Below are 13,859 nucleotides of genomic sequence, written 5' to 3' on the forward strand. Positions count from 1 at the left end.
ACAGTTCTTGGCACCCAAATTGATCATTTTCTGAAAATAAAATATTATGAAAAATATGTATGTAATGGCTTGCCTGGTTGCAGCTCTACTGTTTAGCGGATGTTTTGCTGGCAGACAAGGAAATGGCGGAAAAAAATCGCCGAAAAAAGAAAACAGAGGTTCGGATAGAGGTCGGCGGAATTAATAAGTTTTCTTTTTTACTGATGTATAACATCATCCTTTTTTATAGATCGCACCCATAAATTCTCCCATTTATCGCTCCAGCTTCGATTATTTTTTTGGACAATCGTTAGATATCCTTACTTTAGACGACAAGATTAGCCGATAAACGATTATGATAGTGACCAGTCCGAATGAGATTGATGTATTTGTAGAACAGATATTGGACAAAATTAATGCTGAATTTGATCCTGAAATAATTCCTGTACGCATTGAAAATTTTTCAAAACCATCCAATTGTTTTTGCAATGTAGAAGAGAAAGTAAAGCGCGATGGAGGCAACATTCACCTCGGCTGGGTCGTTTTAAAAACAGAACTTTTATACGAGGCAGAACAGCACGCCGTATGGGAAAATCCTGATGGTGATCTGATTGATATTACGCCGCGAAACATTCCTTTTCAACAGGTAATGTTCATACCGCAAAATTTTGAGTTCAATGGTCATTTGGATATTGTTTTGGTTAACGCATCAAATGATCCGCTTATTGATGATTTCATCCGTATTCATGAAGTTTGCGAAAAGCTTTACCGCTTAGGGAATCGCATTAATGACGATGAAGTTCAGGTTCCGCCTTACATTATCCCTTATATTAATCAATACGAACAAGCACGCACAGATTTTAATGCATACATTGCCAACGGAGGCCGTTCTGGAGCGCCTTGCATTTGTGGTGCCTCAAAAACATATAAAAACTGCCACGGAAAATTGATAGGCCTGCAAGCGAATGCTGATCTGGCTGCTGCAATATCTCTTCACAAAAAAAATAGTTCGTTGCCGTCAACATAAATTTAAACGTTTCATAGCTACTGTATTTTGCGCCTTAAGAAGTGTTGTTTACATAAAAAAAGGCCAAATGGATGCAACTGGCGTGTATTCCTCAAACTTTCATGATGTGATTATGTTATCAGGTTTCACATACTTATATAATATTTATCATGAAAAAGATTTTTATTTCTACTTTATTTTCAGCAGCATTAATGATTGGCGCGGCGAATGCCCAGATCCAAAAAGGAAATGTTATGGTTGGGGGAAACCTGACAAACATTAACCTTGGACTGGATGATCCGAAGATTTTTAGTGTAGACATTACGCCAACAGCCGCATGGTTTGTTCAGGATAATGTAGCAGTTGGTGCTTATGTAAACTTTGGCCTGGAAACGGCAAAAAACTCTGCAACCACAACCAGTTATGGAGTTGGCGCCTTGGGCAGATATTACACCGGTAAAGATGTTGAAATTGTAAAACACGGAAGATTCTTCGCCGAGGCAACTGCAGGCATTGGTGGCGTAAATGTAAGTCGTGGCGGCGGTAACACTAACGGACTAAATTTAAGTATAGGTCCAGGTTTTGCCTATTTCGTAACGCCGAATATCGGACTGGAGACTTTACTTAAATACAACGGCTTAGTTGGTTTCGGCAGCGCCACAACCCAAAGCAATCTGAATTTATCATTTGGCTTTCAGATTTATTTACCCGGACAACGCACAGCCAAAAAAATTAAGAGCGACCTGAATTAATTTCGTCCAAATTAAAAAGCCGGATCATTTGGTCCGGCTTTTTAATTTTGTAAGCTTATTTCCCTGATTTCATCGTTATGGAATAATCTTTAATCTGCATTTTAATCTTCCCTTTTTTCGTTTCCATACTGCGCATCTTTTTCCGATCTATTGCAGTTCCCTTTCCCATAAAATTTAAAGGAATTTTTAGTTTCTCTATAGCAAAACCAGCTTCTACGTAATTGGGTAAAATATCTTTAAGCGTCGCGTACCTCATAGCCAAAGTGTAAGAACCCTCTTTTTTTGTAGTAATTTCTAACTCCGCAATGCGCACAAGTTTCGTGTCCATATAAAGCGTAGCCAAAGCCATCTCAGATTGATTGGTGGTGGGTATTACGTTAATTACTTTCAGGTTTCTGCCATTGCGCACTTCTGTTCCTCTATCTACAGTAATAAATGGATATTTAAAAATTTCTGAGAGCGAGAAATCCAATCCGCGTTTGGGCAGCATAACAAAATCTTTTGAGGCAAACTCCATCTTCTTGCCTGTAGCATATTTAACCTGCGCACGTTTGGTTGGCATTTTTATAAAGGGCACATCCAAATCCAAAATGATATTTGCTGAAAACTGTTTCACAGAATCCATCCGGTTTTTTATCGCCTGCAAATCTTTGTCAATCTGCTGGGCAAAAATAAGTTGCGGAATAAATAAGAATAAGATAAATAATTTCCGGATCATCCGATATCGTTTTTATGAAATACAAAGATACCCAGGCCACCAAAACCCAGTGTATATAAAATGAGAACCGCGTTATTCACGATAATTTGTGCCCAATCTGGCTGGTAATCGAAAAGCTGTTGCCAGGAATCAATCAGTTTAGGAAAAAAGAAATCATTCAGCAGTGCAATTCCGAAATCAACTTTGAGCAGCAAGGTGGTGATGATTAAAAAAAGTGCAGAGGCAATCCATGTTTTGGACGCTTCTTTAATAAAAACTGCCAAAGAAAGACTTATAACAGAATAAAAAACCATAGAAATTGTGCCAGATGCAAATGCCCAGCAAATTCGGTTAAAGGCATCTGCAGATTTAAAGAAGTTTAGTGTACCCAAATACACTACAAGATCTCCATTACCAAAAATAGAATAGGCCAGAACAAACGTGCTGAGCATCATAAATGCCAGAACAAAAAAAGTAAAAAGTATGGCTGTAATGTATTTTGCAGCCATAAATTTCCATTTTTTTACGGCTTGTAGCATAATCGTTTGCATGGTGCCATCTTTGTACTCATCTGTGACCAAGCCAGATGTCACAATCATCAAAATAAGGGGTAAATTAAACCAGAGTGAATTGAGCACAATGTACATCATCAGGTTCCCGTTCAACAGATTTCCTTCAAAATAAAAAGATTGTTTCAGGTTATCCAGCAGTAAATCTAAAATGGTACTTCCCTGGTAATACGCGGTAAATAAGATAAGCAGTTCTATAATTAATATTGCGGCAAACGCATAATAGGTTTTGCTTTGCTTGATGAGTTTTAAAAATTCTGCTGCCAGAAGACGTTTCATTAATGTTCGGTTTTCGTAAGTTCTTCTAAAGTAATAATTGGCGTACAACCTGTTACAGCAATTCCTTCTGCAAGCAAAGCATGAAGTAAAGCCGGAATTTCATCTGCTTTGCAGCTTACTTTTGCATCGCTCAACCCATATTCTACCGCATAATTCTGTAGCGACTTTGCACCAACAATATTTCTGGCCATAATACTATAACTGGTGATGTGTTGGGCAATAAGCTCACTCGTTGAGCCTGCATTTACAATTTCTCCTTTTTCAATTACATAAATGAAATTGCAACATCTGGTAATTTCGCCCATAAGATGTGAGGAAAGCAAAATGGCAATATTATCTTCTGTGGCAAGTTTGGTAATTAATGTTATGAGTGATGAAACACCAATTGGATCTAAACCTGAAAAAGGTTCGTCCAGCACCAGGCATTCTGGCTGGTTAATTAATGCGATTGCAATTCCCAGACGTTGTTTCATTCCGAGGCTAAAATTCCGGACGGGATCTTTCCGATCAACTGGCAAACCTACTTTGGTAAGCGTTTGCGCGATAAACTGGCGGTCTGTTGGCGCACCTTGAATGCCGGCAAAAATTTTGAGGTTATCTTGTGCACTTAAATAATTGTACAAACCCGGCCGTTCTATAATTCCGCCTACAGGTTTTTGCCGTTGCGATTGTATAGTTACTTTACCTTCATCAGCTTTTACCAAACCGCATAAAATGCGAAACAAGGTCGTTTTACCCGCTCCATTTCGCCCAAGCAAACCACAAATCTGACCTGCAGCAATATCAATAGAAACATTGTTCAATACTTTACCTGATGGATAACTCTTGCTTAAATTTTTTCCGGAAAGCATTACTGGGCGATTTTATAGTGAATATAAGGTTGATGAAAATCAAACTTAGGACGGTAATATTTTTCAAGAAAAGTACGCGAAACGAAAGATTTGCGAAACAGAAACCACGGATCCTGAATCATAAATTTCGGAATAAAATGATACCATTTTATGCCAATCCTTTCGTAGAAGTTGAGTACTTCTTTCTCCATACCCAATTCTTTTGCAGCAACCAAAAAAGCAGTACGCTGGCATTTTGAACCCATATATGGATAGGCAATTTTAGGACTAAAGCCATGTACGTATAAATTGTCTTTAATGCGTTTATAATTCTGAAACCTGGACCAGGCATCCATAATAACCAGAAAAATGTGACTAAAAGCGAATAAAACAGATCCGAACCAGAAAATGGCAAACACAATACTTTCTGCATAATATGCATCGCGGAGTTTTGTCCAGTAAAACCAGGATTCGAGAACAAAAATAATCACCGATAGGTGCAATAGAATCCCAACATTCCAATAAGAAACCCAAATACCGGGCTGTTTGGGTATTCTTTGAAAATCAACTTCGCTCTGCTCTGTATCTCTTGGGCTCCTTACCTGCATGTAATACGCTATCTGTTTTGTGAATTTGCTAATATACTGTTTATGCTTTTTACCGTTTGCAAAACGGCAACCATATCATGAATTTTACGGAATAGGGAGAATGTGATGCAATATAAGCATTATATTTCTGATCGGATCAGCATAGAATTTTAAAGAAAATCTTACTCATTTAAAAGATCTTTCTCGAGAGAATATTCTAATGATACAAAAACCGCATCTACTAATCGTTTCATTCTATATCTTTACTGTGTGAATCGTTTTTATCTCTCAGAAATTTACATTTATCCTATTAAATCATTAGGCGGAATTTCACTTGGTGAAGCTTGGATGGAAGCGCGCGGACTGCAATACGACAGGCGTTGGATGCTTATTGACCCTGAAGGTGTTTTTATCACGCAACGCAAATATCCACTACTTTCTCTTCTGAAAGTGAGCCTAACAGAAACCCAGATCACCGTACAACAAACCACAACGGGAAAACAAATTTCTTTCGGTTTGGACGAGCAACTCCAGCTGCCAATCGCCGTAAATATCTGGGACGATTACTGCAATGCGTTTGAAGTAAATGCGGCAGTTAGTTTATGGTTTACAGAAGTTTTGCAAATGCCGGTTCGGCTAGTAAAAATGCCTGAATTTGAAAGAAGAGAAGTTGATCACAGATATGCGCTAAAACAAGAAATTGTGAGCTTTGCCGATGGTTACCCAACTTTGTTAATTGGCCAATCCTCTTTAAATGGACTTAATGAACGTTTGGCGAAACCTGTTTTGATGAATCGTTTCCGCCCAAATTTGGTATTTACCGGCGGAGATCCACATATTGAAGATTCTTTTCGAGATTTCTCAATTGGTGAAATTCATTTCTCTGCTGTAAAACCTTGTGCACGTTGTGTATTGATTACAGTAAATCAGGAAAGTGCTGTTAAAAGTGCCGAACCACTAAAAACACTGGCCACATATAGAACCATAAATAAAAAAGTGATGTTCGGCCAAAATTTGCTTCACCACGGCAATGGAATACTTCGCGTTGGCGATGAACTGAAAATCGACACCTGGAAAGTTTAACAGGAAAAAATTTCTTTAACAAAAATCAACTGTCTCTTATACAAAATACTCCATTTAGGGTATTGATCTCCAAAGTCTAAAACCCGACTTTCGACGGCAGATAAGTGGTATAGCGCACACGGCAATACCGAAACCAAACCATTATTATGAACCTAATTTCTCTGCTAAACATTGAATATGGATTTATAAGGATCGGAAAACATTTTAAACGATTTATAAATGAAAACTAAACTGACATTTTTGTTGTGCCTGTTTGTGGCGCAAATTTCTGCTTACGCACAAACGGTTGAAGTTTCGGCTTCTGAAGCCGATGCAAAAATTATTGTTGATGGCCAGAGCTTAGGCACTGGCTCACTTAAAGTAAAAGTACCCAAAAACTCTTGTGTAAATGTCAAAGTCACAAAGGCAGGTTTCCTTCTGTACGAGCAAACCTACTGCAATAAAAAAGGTATGACAGAACCGCCTAAAAAACAATTTTTCGCATGAAAAAAGATGATGCAGAAGAAGCCTCGATTAAAACAGATCAGGCAAACATCGATTTTTCTATCGAAATCAATAAAAAACTTGATCCCGCAGATGTTTAATGCTCATCACCTCTTTAAACCTTCAGTGTTCCTGAAGGTTTTTCTATTGTGGATTACAAATTTTTTAGCCAACTAACCTGAAATAAGTTTAGGCTGATGAATTGCAATGTCTCATTTCCGGATTTTTCGCAAATCAAAGTGTACCTTCGTAATGCTTTACATCCATGTCAGATTTACTTAGGAAACATATAGAAAAAACAACGCATTTGAGCGATGCAGAATTTGCATTTGTAGAAAGCCATTTCATCCCTAAGAAATATAAGAAACATCAGTTTATCATTCAGGAAGGAGAGCCCGTTGCTTATTCCTATTTTATCCTTTCGGGATTAACCAAATTGGTACATTATGACGATTCTGGCAAAAGTCATATCGTTTCTTTCGCGATGGAAGATTGGTGGGAAAGTGATTTTTATGCCTACCTGACGGAAACAAAAGCAACTTTATCTTTAGAGTGTATTGAAGATACCGAAGTGCTGTGCATAACGTTGGCCAACTATCGGAAACTTTGTGCCGAACTGCAAAAAGTTGAAGCTTTTTTTCTCGAAAAAGCCCATTTTGGAAATATTGCGGCACAACGCCGGATTTTATCTCTGCTTACATCTAACGCGAAAGAGCGCTACAATCAATTGTTACAACAATATCCGCAGTTGGTTCAGCGTGTTCCTAAATCGCTTTTGGCCGCTTATCTGGGTGTGTCAAGAGAAACCTTAAGTCGTTTTTCTGGTTGAAGTGACAAAGCGCACATGAAATTTGTGCGGATGATCAACAGCAGGAAAGAACGGTTTTCTTCAACTTTGTTATTCAAAATTTAATCAGATAACAATGGAAAAAAGAGCAATTAATCCCTGGAAATGGCAAGACCATAGAAATTATGTGCAAGCGGTTGAAGTAACAGATGTTAAGGGCACATTGTATTGTTCCGGACAAACCGCGATTAGCGCTGATGGAATATCAAGCAATGCAGATATGGGCATTCAACTGAAAGAAGCCATTCAAAACCTGCATAAGGTTATTACCGATGCGGGTTATGAGACTAAAAATATTGTAAGACTAAATGTTTTTCATACCAATACGGAAGCCTTTTTTGAACATTTTTCCTTACTGCAAAACTGGGTAATTGCAAATGGTGTACAACAAGCTACAACGGTAATGGAAGTGAAAACACTTTTTGAAACTTTACAAGTTGAGCTGGAAGCAACCGTTGTGCGTTAGAATCCACAAATCGTTCGCGCGCTAAACTACATGCAGAAAGTCTTTCAACAAATTACTGGAATGGCCTTCTGCATTAAAAAATTTATTTCGGACCTGAGTTCTGATTTTAGCTAAATCTTTTACGACGCCAAACTACGCTATTGCCAATTTTATATTGCTCAACTGTACCGTCTTCTTCCAATTGTTCCAATGCACTTTTGGTTGCAGAAATTGTACCTAAACTGTTGATCCACCAATTGTGGATTCCTTCTACAGTATCTGTTGCATTTGGGCGTTCTAACAGATAATTTTCAATCTTCTGGGCGGTTGTTGTTATTTCAAATACATTCATAAGCGGAGATGTTATACTTAAAACTACACATTTTAACTTGTAAAGTTTTAAGAAATGAGGATTAATCCTGAAAGCTAAGCCTCAACTCTCTTCTTAATTTCCTCATAAGTTTATGATTTTATGGGCGCTTCCTATCCCCTTTTGAGCAACCAATAAATTCAACAAAACGGATCAACAGCACAATTTAGCTTTAGATTTTACATCACCGAAGCGGGAAGAACTTCTATCGATCAACCGATATGTTTTCTCCAATTAAGTAGTTAAAATTTATGATTTTATTCATTTCCTGTTCATTAGGAAATCCTTTCATTTGCGAGCGGTAAACATCTGCGTACAAGAAAACGTGTGACTGATCTACCTTGTAGTATTTTAGATAGAAAAAGGATAGGATCATGGCTTGTTTAGTTTCCTCGTCAAAGCTTAGGTGGTACCCTAAGAGCTTATCTTTTTCTTGTTTTAACAATACGAAATTTGGATGATCAGCAATATAGCGATCCATGCTAAAAGCATTTGAATCCGTAGAAATATAAACGGTAAGCTGTTTCAATCCGTAATTCTGTTCCGGATGTTTTAAATCGTAAACAACGGAATTATCCTTAAAGGTTCCTATGATAATTTTATCGAATTTCTCGGTTTTGATATCTCCAGACTCCTTTATTTTTATTTCCTGCGGGATATTCAGTCTGATTTCCTCACCCCTATTGTTTATGAATGTATCTGTTTTTAAGGATAGTTTTTTAACAGGCGTTATCACCATTTGTGGTTTCTGCTGCAGCTCATCTCTCAACTTGTTTATTTTTGCCACAATTTCCTTTTGCTCTTTTATCTCTTCCTGAATATCGCTTTCATATTTTTCTTTCGAGATCCTAGCAAATTCTATAATTGTATTTTTTGATGGTGAAGAGGTTGCATTATCCTTAAACTTAATTTGAAAACGATCTCCCGAAAAAGTAGATTCGTACATTTCATAATAGTCTTTACCGAAAATTTTTAGCTGTTTCAAATTTTTGAGGTCTTTAGCATCTACAGTAAATTTTTCCGGCAAATCAAAAAACAAGCTGTCATTTCTTTTTATGAAGTGAAAATTGAAATCGACAATTTCATCCATATTTGCCGAGGTTAATCCAATAAAAGGTTTTTTATCTTCCCGATATATGCTACTGATTTTCCAATAAGTTTCCTGTTTTTTTGCATTGCAACCCAGGTTAATGAGTATTACGAATACCAGCGGTATAATGTATTTGATTTGAGGCATAATGAACGATTTAGATTTTATATCTGTAAAATAACAAATAATTAAAAGGAAGATCGTCTTCTTTTGAGAGATATTAATTTTTAGCGGCATTTGGCACACGCGTGAATTAGAAATTCAATGAAAAGAATCACAATCTTCACTAAACCAAACTTCAGCACAACACTTATACGTGCCCATCAATCTGACAACTGTCTTATCCAGATACTCAAGCTTGTTAGACTTAACTGTATGCTTGAACATATTGTAAAGCATCCCCCCATTGTGTGGTTTCTACTCCATCAACCTCCTTAACGTTTTGTACCTCCCTGTCTGGCCTCTCGGACTTCTGCATCACCTCATGATCTTCAGGCTGAATAGACGGTAAATCCTCGTCAGGTCTTGCGTCACGGATCTTTTCAATAAGCGTTTTTGGATCAGAAAGAAGGTTGGTAAGGGTAGATAATTCCATATACTACAAATTTAGCCTTGTAGGTTATGAGGGTTCTTATTTTTGGTTTATTAAAGGGAGTTAGTAATTTTATTTATCTGTATCAAATAATTTGCTTTCATTATAAATTGAAATATTTCTAAAACTTTCCAGTAATTCGTATGCCATTTGTCGGATGGATGGTGGAACTGGGTTTAGTTGTTTTTCATTTCCATCGTTTGTTTTAACTACCCATCCAGAAGTTTTTGCCCTCGTTAAATCGTAATAGTCACGATCAAGTCCATCGTCTACGTGAGCACCACCATCCTTGTTCGCGATGGCTTTAATAATTTTAGATCTAGTAAAATATTACCTTCTGAATCCACTATTATTTTTTTACTATTCCACCAGTTTTCAATACTAACCTTTGTTGCCCTAGCGAGTTTTAAGTCACAACCGTAATCCCATCCATAGCCAACCTGATGAGTTAAATTTGCTAACCCTAAATGTGTTTTAATTTGGTTTTTAGGATCGTATGAAGTGCAGGTGCAAAACATACTTATGTGGTTTAGTTTCAATAAATGCATTAAGCTCTTTGAATTTGAAGTATTGTGAAATATTACTCTAATTTTTACAGCTAAATCCTGAGCAAGATATGTTTTATTGCCCTTATCATACATCTCACAAATATCTTCAATAGCGGAAAGTTGCTTTTTTAATTGTAGAACTAATTCTTTTTTTGAGAAGTTAACTTTTGACATTTATAAAGATCACACTAAATTTAGTGATTTACCGAATCCCACTCAGAACCCCAATACTAGATTTCTTTTTGCTTAAGAATATTTTATGCTCCCCAGCAAAAGCTGTCGTAATAATATAGTGATTTGCATCACTGGCGTGGCCAAACTCTTCATAAGTTACGCCAGTAGTTTCATTTTTCTTTTTGGTTTTCTTTATCGTACCATCCGAATCTTCAAGTGCGTATTGATAATCAAAGATTGATTTTTTGCAGCGTTCTTGAATGCCGATGGTGTTACCTGATGTTCCGGTACCATCGTAAATTTCTTTAATGAAGTTGCCGGATTGAACAAGGGATGGATTTCGTGACTGCAAGCGCAATGCGGGTACTCAAGTCCAAAGAAAATTTATCAAACTCTTGTTCAAAAGAACGCGTGTTTATTCTTAGACCTGGTTGATACCAGGTTTACACCAACATTACCCTTTGTTTACCCCTTGTTTACCTATTGGTTACCTAAGGGGTAATGAATAGGTAATAAAAAGGTTAACAAAGGGTAACCAACTAGCCTTTTTTGGGTCAATCTGGGTAATTTCCAGTTTTTTCGGGAATCAACTTATCGCAGCACATTTTAAAAATCACAGGTTCTTAAAAGAATAAACCATACGCGCATTACGAAAATATAAATAATTAAATATCAATCAGTTAAAGACACATCCTCTTAACACACTTCCGTTATGTTTAACTTCCCCGGTTAAGAAATCGTGCCGGAATCGCCACGCTCAAAACACGTATACCAACAATAGAGAAAATAAAAACAATTCTGAGATTCAGTTCGATATTCTATTAATTACAATTTGAAGATGAGAGAGTCGAGGAAAATCTACATTAGTTTTCATGGTCAGATTTTAGTCGGACAATAGTATGAAAAAATCGAATAAGTTGAGATAAGTTTTTAATTAAACTATGCTACAGTAAGTCAAAACAAAATTTAAAAAACACTGTTCAATGCTGTCAGAACACAAAAAAAGCCCCTAATGGGGCTTTAAATAAGGGTGGAGAATATCGGATTCGAACCGATCACCTCTTCACTGCCAGCGAAGCGCTCTAGCCAAATGAGCTAATCCCCCTTTTGTAAGGTATGGCAAAAATAGCAATTAGTTCCTGTATACCAAATTAAAGTCAAAATTGCTGAATATTTTTTTTTGCGCCCCGTTATGCACAGAAAACAAGCCAGATTAGGTTACCTTTGCGGCTTTCAACATCCCTTATTCACATGAAATCCCTCGCCTTTATTGTCCTTTTTTGCTGTTGTTTTGCGGTGCAAGCACAAACAAACTGGAAACTGAGTACAGAAAAAGACGGCATACAAATTTATACAGGCATTTTACCAAATTCAAAACTAAAGGCTGTACGTGTTTTATGTACGGTAGATGCAACTGCAACACAAATTACCGCGCTTATCATTGATGTAAATTCTGGCGCCGACTGGGTTTACGAAACAAAGTCATCTTACTTGTTAAAACAAGTATCGCCAACAGAACTTTATTACTATTCTGAAGTCAATTTGCCCTGGCCGCTAGAAAACCGCGATTTTATTTCGCACTTAAAAGTACACCAAAACCCGCTAAGCAAAGTTGTCACCATTGACGGACCTGTAGAAGCAGATTTCATTCCGGAGAAAAAAGGCGTTGTCAGAATCCGTTCATCTGTAGGCAAATGGATCATCACACCATTGGCAGCGTCAAAATCTAAAATTGAATATACGATACAAGTAGATCCGGGAGGTAGTATCCCAACGTGGTTGATTAATCTCTTCGCTACAGAAGGTCCGCTGCATGTGATTCAGAAATTAAAAACACAAGTTGAGTTACCGAAGTATCGAAACGCCGTATTGCCTTTTATTGTAAAATAATCAGATTTTAAGGTTCACCGTAAACAGCGCAATTAAACAGCAAACCGACAAAGCGGAAGGCAATGGATACCGAATAAAGAGAAATAAAATGAAGGTGGCAATGAGCAGCAAAACGACAAACATACAGGCCTTAAACAGCGAATCCATATAAAACATCGCTATAATGCCAAGTATGTAGGTGGGGATGATGATCACGGCTAGAAACATAGCCTAAAATAACAGCCCGGTGTTAAATAAGTATTAAATTAATTGTAGCTTATTTACCGCATGCGCATTTAGCAGTTGCTGATAACGTTCTACAAATTGCGAAACATGAAAACCATCAACTAAAGCATGATTAACATGGATAGAAATTGTCATCCATTTTCTATTGTCGCGTTCTTCTACTTTTCCAAATGAAATTTTCGGGCAGCTATCGTGAATGGAAAAGCGTCTGGCATGAGATAAAGATTGAAAATTAAGCCACGGCAAAGCCGAATAATGGATTACATTGTCGCCTGCAGCCGAAGGGATTAATCCGGTTGAATTGCGTACTTTTTCCATTTCTGCGGTAGCAGTCTGGTTGAATTGTTCAAAATCAGGATTGAAATCCAGATAGCCAAATCCAAAAGTACCGTCTGGTCTGTTTACCGTTGTAGCTGCATGCACATCGTTATACATCCAAACTTCGCCTTCCAGAATCCGATACCGGAAATTTTCGATTTCATTTGCAGCTTGCAGCGACTTATGTAAATACAATAAGAAGAATGAAACTTGTTTCTCTTTCGCTTCGCGATAGGTTTCTGTACAATCTAAAGCAATGGTAATACCGAAAAAGGGTTCCTCAAACGTATTGAAGAAATTAAAATGGTCTTTTCTGACCCAGGTGTTTATATCTATTTTTTTTCTCATCTAATTAATTCGGGCAGCAAATCTGCCAGTTTTTCCACTTCATAAAAGTTTTGATGTTCAATCGTGTGGTCTATATGTTCGTGTACCCAGGTTGTATGGTAAGGTACGTGTACTGCTGTACCACCAATATTCAATACCGGAAGAACATCAGATTTCAAAGAATTTCCTATCATTAGAAAATGTTCTGGTGCACAATCCAGGTGTTTCAGTAATTTCAGATAATCCTGCTCTTTTTTATCGCTCATAATTTCGATATGATGGAAATAATGATCAAGTCCCGACTTTTTCAACTTACGTTCCTGATCAAGCAAATCGCCTTTTGTTGCCACCACCAAACGGTATTGACCATTTAAAGCCTGCAGTACTTTTTCTACATCATCCAAAAGTTCTATGGATTTATTCAGCATTTCCTGCCCCAAATTAATGACCTGAGCGATTACATCGGCACGGATATTTCCATCGGTAATGCGCAAAACGGTTTCTACCATACTCAACATAAAACCTTTAATCCCATAGCCATAAAGTGGCAGATTGGCAATTTCGGTTTTATACAATTCTGCAATAGTACTGTGTTGTGGGAGGAAATCTTCCAGCAATTCGGCAAATTTGGTTTCCGTTTCACGAAAGTATGGCTCATTTACCCAAAGTGTATCGTCTGCATCGAAAGCAATTACGCGGATATTTTCCATCATTTGTTTACTTTTATGCCACAAAAGTACCGGAATAGTTTTGCGCCGGAAAGGACAT

Annotated in this window: 19 protein-coding genes and 1 tRNA gene; 8 read left to right on the forward strand and 12 right to left on the reverse strand. The window is 37.3% G+C overall.

Annotation, left to right across the window (positions count from 1 at the left end):
• Positions 1-46: 46 nt before the first annotated feature.
• The 3 genes from ACJVDH_RS15875 to ACJVDH_RS15885 all read left to right on the forward strand — a co-directional run bounded on the left by ACJVDH_RS15875 (position 47) and on the right by ACJVDH_RS15885 (position 1,737).
• Entirely contained in the window at positions 47-184 is a 138-nt protein-coding gene (locus ACJVDH_RS15875; protein ID WP_443944385.1) for a hypothetical protein, read from the forward strand.
• Positions 185-334: 150 nt separating this feature from the next.
• Positions 335-1,006, forward strand: coding sequence for an SEC-C metal-binding domain-containing protein (locus ACJVDH_RS15880; RefSeq protein WP_443944386.1), 672 nt, complete (start codon positions 335-337; stop codon positions 1,004-1,006).
• 149 nt (positions 1,007-1,155) lie between these two features.
• Entirely contained in the window at positions 1,156-1,737 is a 582-nt protein-coding gene (locus tag ACJVDH_RS15885; protein WP_443944387.1) for a hypothetical protein, read from the forward strand.
• A 55-nt stretch (positions 1,738-1,792) separates the two neighbouring features.
• Here the strand turns inward: ACJVDH_RS15885 and ACJVDH_RS15890 are convergent, their stop codons facing one another.
• From ACJVDH_RS15890 to ACJVDH_RS15905, 4 genes are read right to left on the reverse strand one after another with little or no spacing between them, the layout of a single operon-like run.
• On the reverse strand, positions 1,793-2,455 hold the full coding sequence (locus tag ACJVDH_RS15890; RefSeq protein WP_443944388.1) for a hypothetical protein: 663 nt from the start codon (positions 2,453-2,455) through the stop codon (positions 1,793-1,795).
• Positions 2,452-3,282, reverse strand: coding sequence for an ABC transporter permease (locus ACJVDH_RS15895; protein ID WP_443944389.1), 831 nt, complete (start codon positions 3,280-3,282; stop codon positions 2,452-2,454). Before ACJVDH_RS15895 ends, ACJVDH_RS15890 begins: the two co-directional genes overlap by 4 nt.
• Positions 3,282-4,133, reverse strand: coding sequence for an ABC transporter ATP-binding protein (locus ACJVDH_RS15900; RefSeq protein ID WP_443944390.1), 852 nt, complete (start codon positions 4,131-4,133; stop codon positions 3,282-3,284). The genes ACJVDH_RS15895 and ACJVDH_RS15900 overlap by 1 nt, the downstream gene beginning before the upstream one ends.
• On the reverse strand, positions 4,133-4,720 hold the full coding sequence (locus tag ACJVDH_RS15905) for a hypothetical protein (protein ID WP_443944391.1): 588 nt from the start codon (positions 4,718-4,720) through the stop codon (positions 4,133-4,135). Before ACJVDH_RS15905 ends, ACJVDH_RS15900 begins: the two co-directional genes overlap by 1 nt.
• A gap of 249 nt (positions 4,721-4,969) precedes the next feature.
• On the opposite strand from ACJVDH_RS15905, the gene ACJVDH_RS15910 reads away from it, so the two are divergent.
• The 4 genes from ACJVDH_RS15910 (at position 4,970) to ACJVDH_RS15925 (ending at position 7,578) form a co-directional block, all read left to right on the forward strand.
• Complete coding sequence (locus ACJVDH_RS15910; protein WP_443944392.1) at positions 4,970-5,782, forward strand: MOSC domain-containing protein; 813 nt, start codon at positions 4,970-4,972, stop codon at positions 5,780-5,782.
• 219 nt (positions 5,783-6,001) lie between these two features.
• The gene (locus ACJVDH_RS15915) at positions 6,002-6,268 is read left to right on the forward strand and encodes a hypothetical protein (protein WP_443944393.1); all 267 of its coding nucleotides are present in this window, start codon (positions 6,002-6,004) and stop codon (positions 6,266-6,268) included.
• A 262-nt stretch (positions 6,269-6,530) separates the two neighbouring features.
• Entirely contained in the window at positions 6,531-7,094 is a 564-nt protein-coding gene (locus ACJVDH_RS15920; RefSeq protein ID WP_443944394.1) for a Crp/Fnr family transcriptional regulator, read from the forward strand.
• Between the two features lie 94 nt (positions 7,095-7,188).
• The gene (locus ACJVDH_RS15925; protein ID WP_443944395.1) at positions 7,189-7,578 is read left to right on the forward strand and encodes a RidA family protein; all 390 of its coding nucleotides are present in this window, start codon (positions 7,189-7,191) and stop codon (positions 7,576-7,578) included.
• Positions 7,579-7,684: 106 nt separating this feature from the next.
• On the opposite strand, the gene ACJVDH_RS15930 is transcribed toward ACJVDH_RS15925, so the two are convergent.
• The 6 genes from ACJVDH_RS15930 to ACJVDH_RS15955 form a co-directional block, all read right to left on the reverse strand.
• A complete protein-coding gene (locus ACJVDH_RS15930) occupies positions 7,685-7,909 on the reverse strand; it encodes a hypothetical protein (RefSeq protein WP_443944396.1) in 225 nt (74 codons plus the stop codon).
• A 223-nt stretch (positions 7,910-8,132) separates the two neighbouring features.
• Positions 8,133-9,164 carry a hypothetical protein gene (locus tag ACJVDH_RS15935; RefSeq protein WP_443944397.1) on the reverse strand — a complete coding sequence of 344 codons (1,032 nt, stop codon included), beginning with the start codon at positions 9,162-9,164 and terminating at the stop codon, positions 8,133-8,135.
• 220 nt (positions 9,165-9,384) lie between these two features.
• The gene (locus tag ACJVDH_RS15940) at positions 9,385-9,612 is read right to left on the reverse strand and encodes a hypothetical protein (protein WP_443944398.1); all 228 of its coding nucleotides are present in this window, start codon (positions 9,610-9,612) and stop codon (positions 9,385-9,387) included.
• 266 nt (positions 9,613-9,878) lie between these two features.
• On the reverse strand, positions 9,879-10,331 hold the full coding sequence (locus tag ACJVDH_RS15945; protein WP_443944399.1) for a hypothetical protein: 453 nt from the start codon (positions 10,329-10,331) through the stop codon (positions 9,879-9,881).
• 28 nt (positions 10,332-10,359) lie between these two features.
• Entirely contained in the window at positions 10,360-10,683 is a 324-nt protein-coding gene (locus tag ACJVDH_RS15950) for a hypothetical protein (RefSeq protein ID WP_443944400.1), read from the reverse strand.
• A 679-nt stretch (positions 10,684-11,362) separates the two neighbouring features.
• Positions 11,363-11,436 (reverse strand) — tRNA-Ala (locus tag ACJVDH_RS15955).
• A gap of 146 nt (positions 11,437-11,582) precedes the next feature.
• On the opposite strand from ACJVDH_RS15955, the gene ACJVDH_RS15960 reads away from it, so the two are divergent.
• A complete protein-coding gene (locus ACJVDH_RS15960) occupies positions 11,583-12,221 on the forward strand; it encodes an START domain-containing protein (protein WP_443944401.1) in 639 nt (212 codons plus the stop codon).
• A gap of 240 nt (positions 12,222-12,461) precedes the next feature.
• On the opposite strand, the gene ACJVDH_RS15965 is transcribed toward ACJVDH_RS15960, so the two are convergent.
• Together ACJVDH_RS15965 and ACJVDH_RS15970 are read right to left on the reverse strand one after the other, a co-directional pair.
• Positions 12,462-13,112: a CatA-like O-acetyltransferase gene (locus tag ACJVDH_RS15965; protein ID WP_443944402.1), complete on the reverse strand. Its 651-nt coding sequence runs from the start codon at positions 13,110-13,112 to the stop codon at positions 12,462-12,464.
• Positions 13,109-13,804 (reverse strand): HAD family hydrolase, encoded by a 696-nt coding sequence (locus ACJVDH_RS15970; protein WP_443944403.1) that lies wholly within the window; start codon positions 13,802-13,804, stop codon positions 13,109-13,111. Before ACJVDH_RS15970 ends, ACJVDH_RS15965 begins: the two co-directional genes overlap by 4 nt.
• Positions 13,805-13,859: the final 55 nt, after the last annotated feature.

Source organism: Pedobacter terrestris (assembly GCF_052343045.1).
Lineage (GTDB): Bacteria > Bacteroidota > Bacteroidia > Sphingobacteriales > Sphingobacteriaceae > Pedobacter.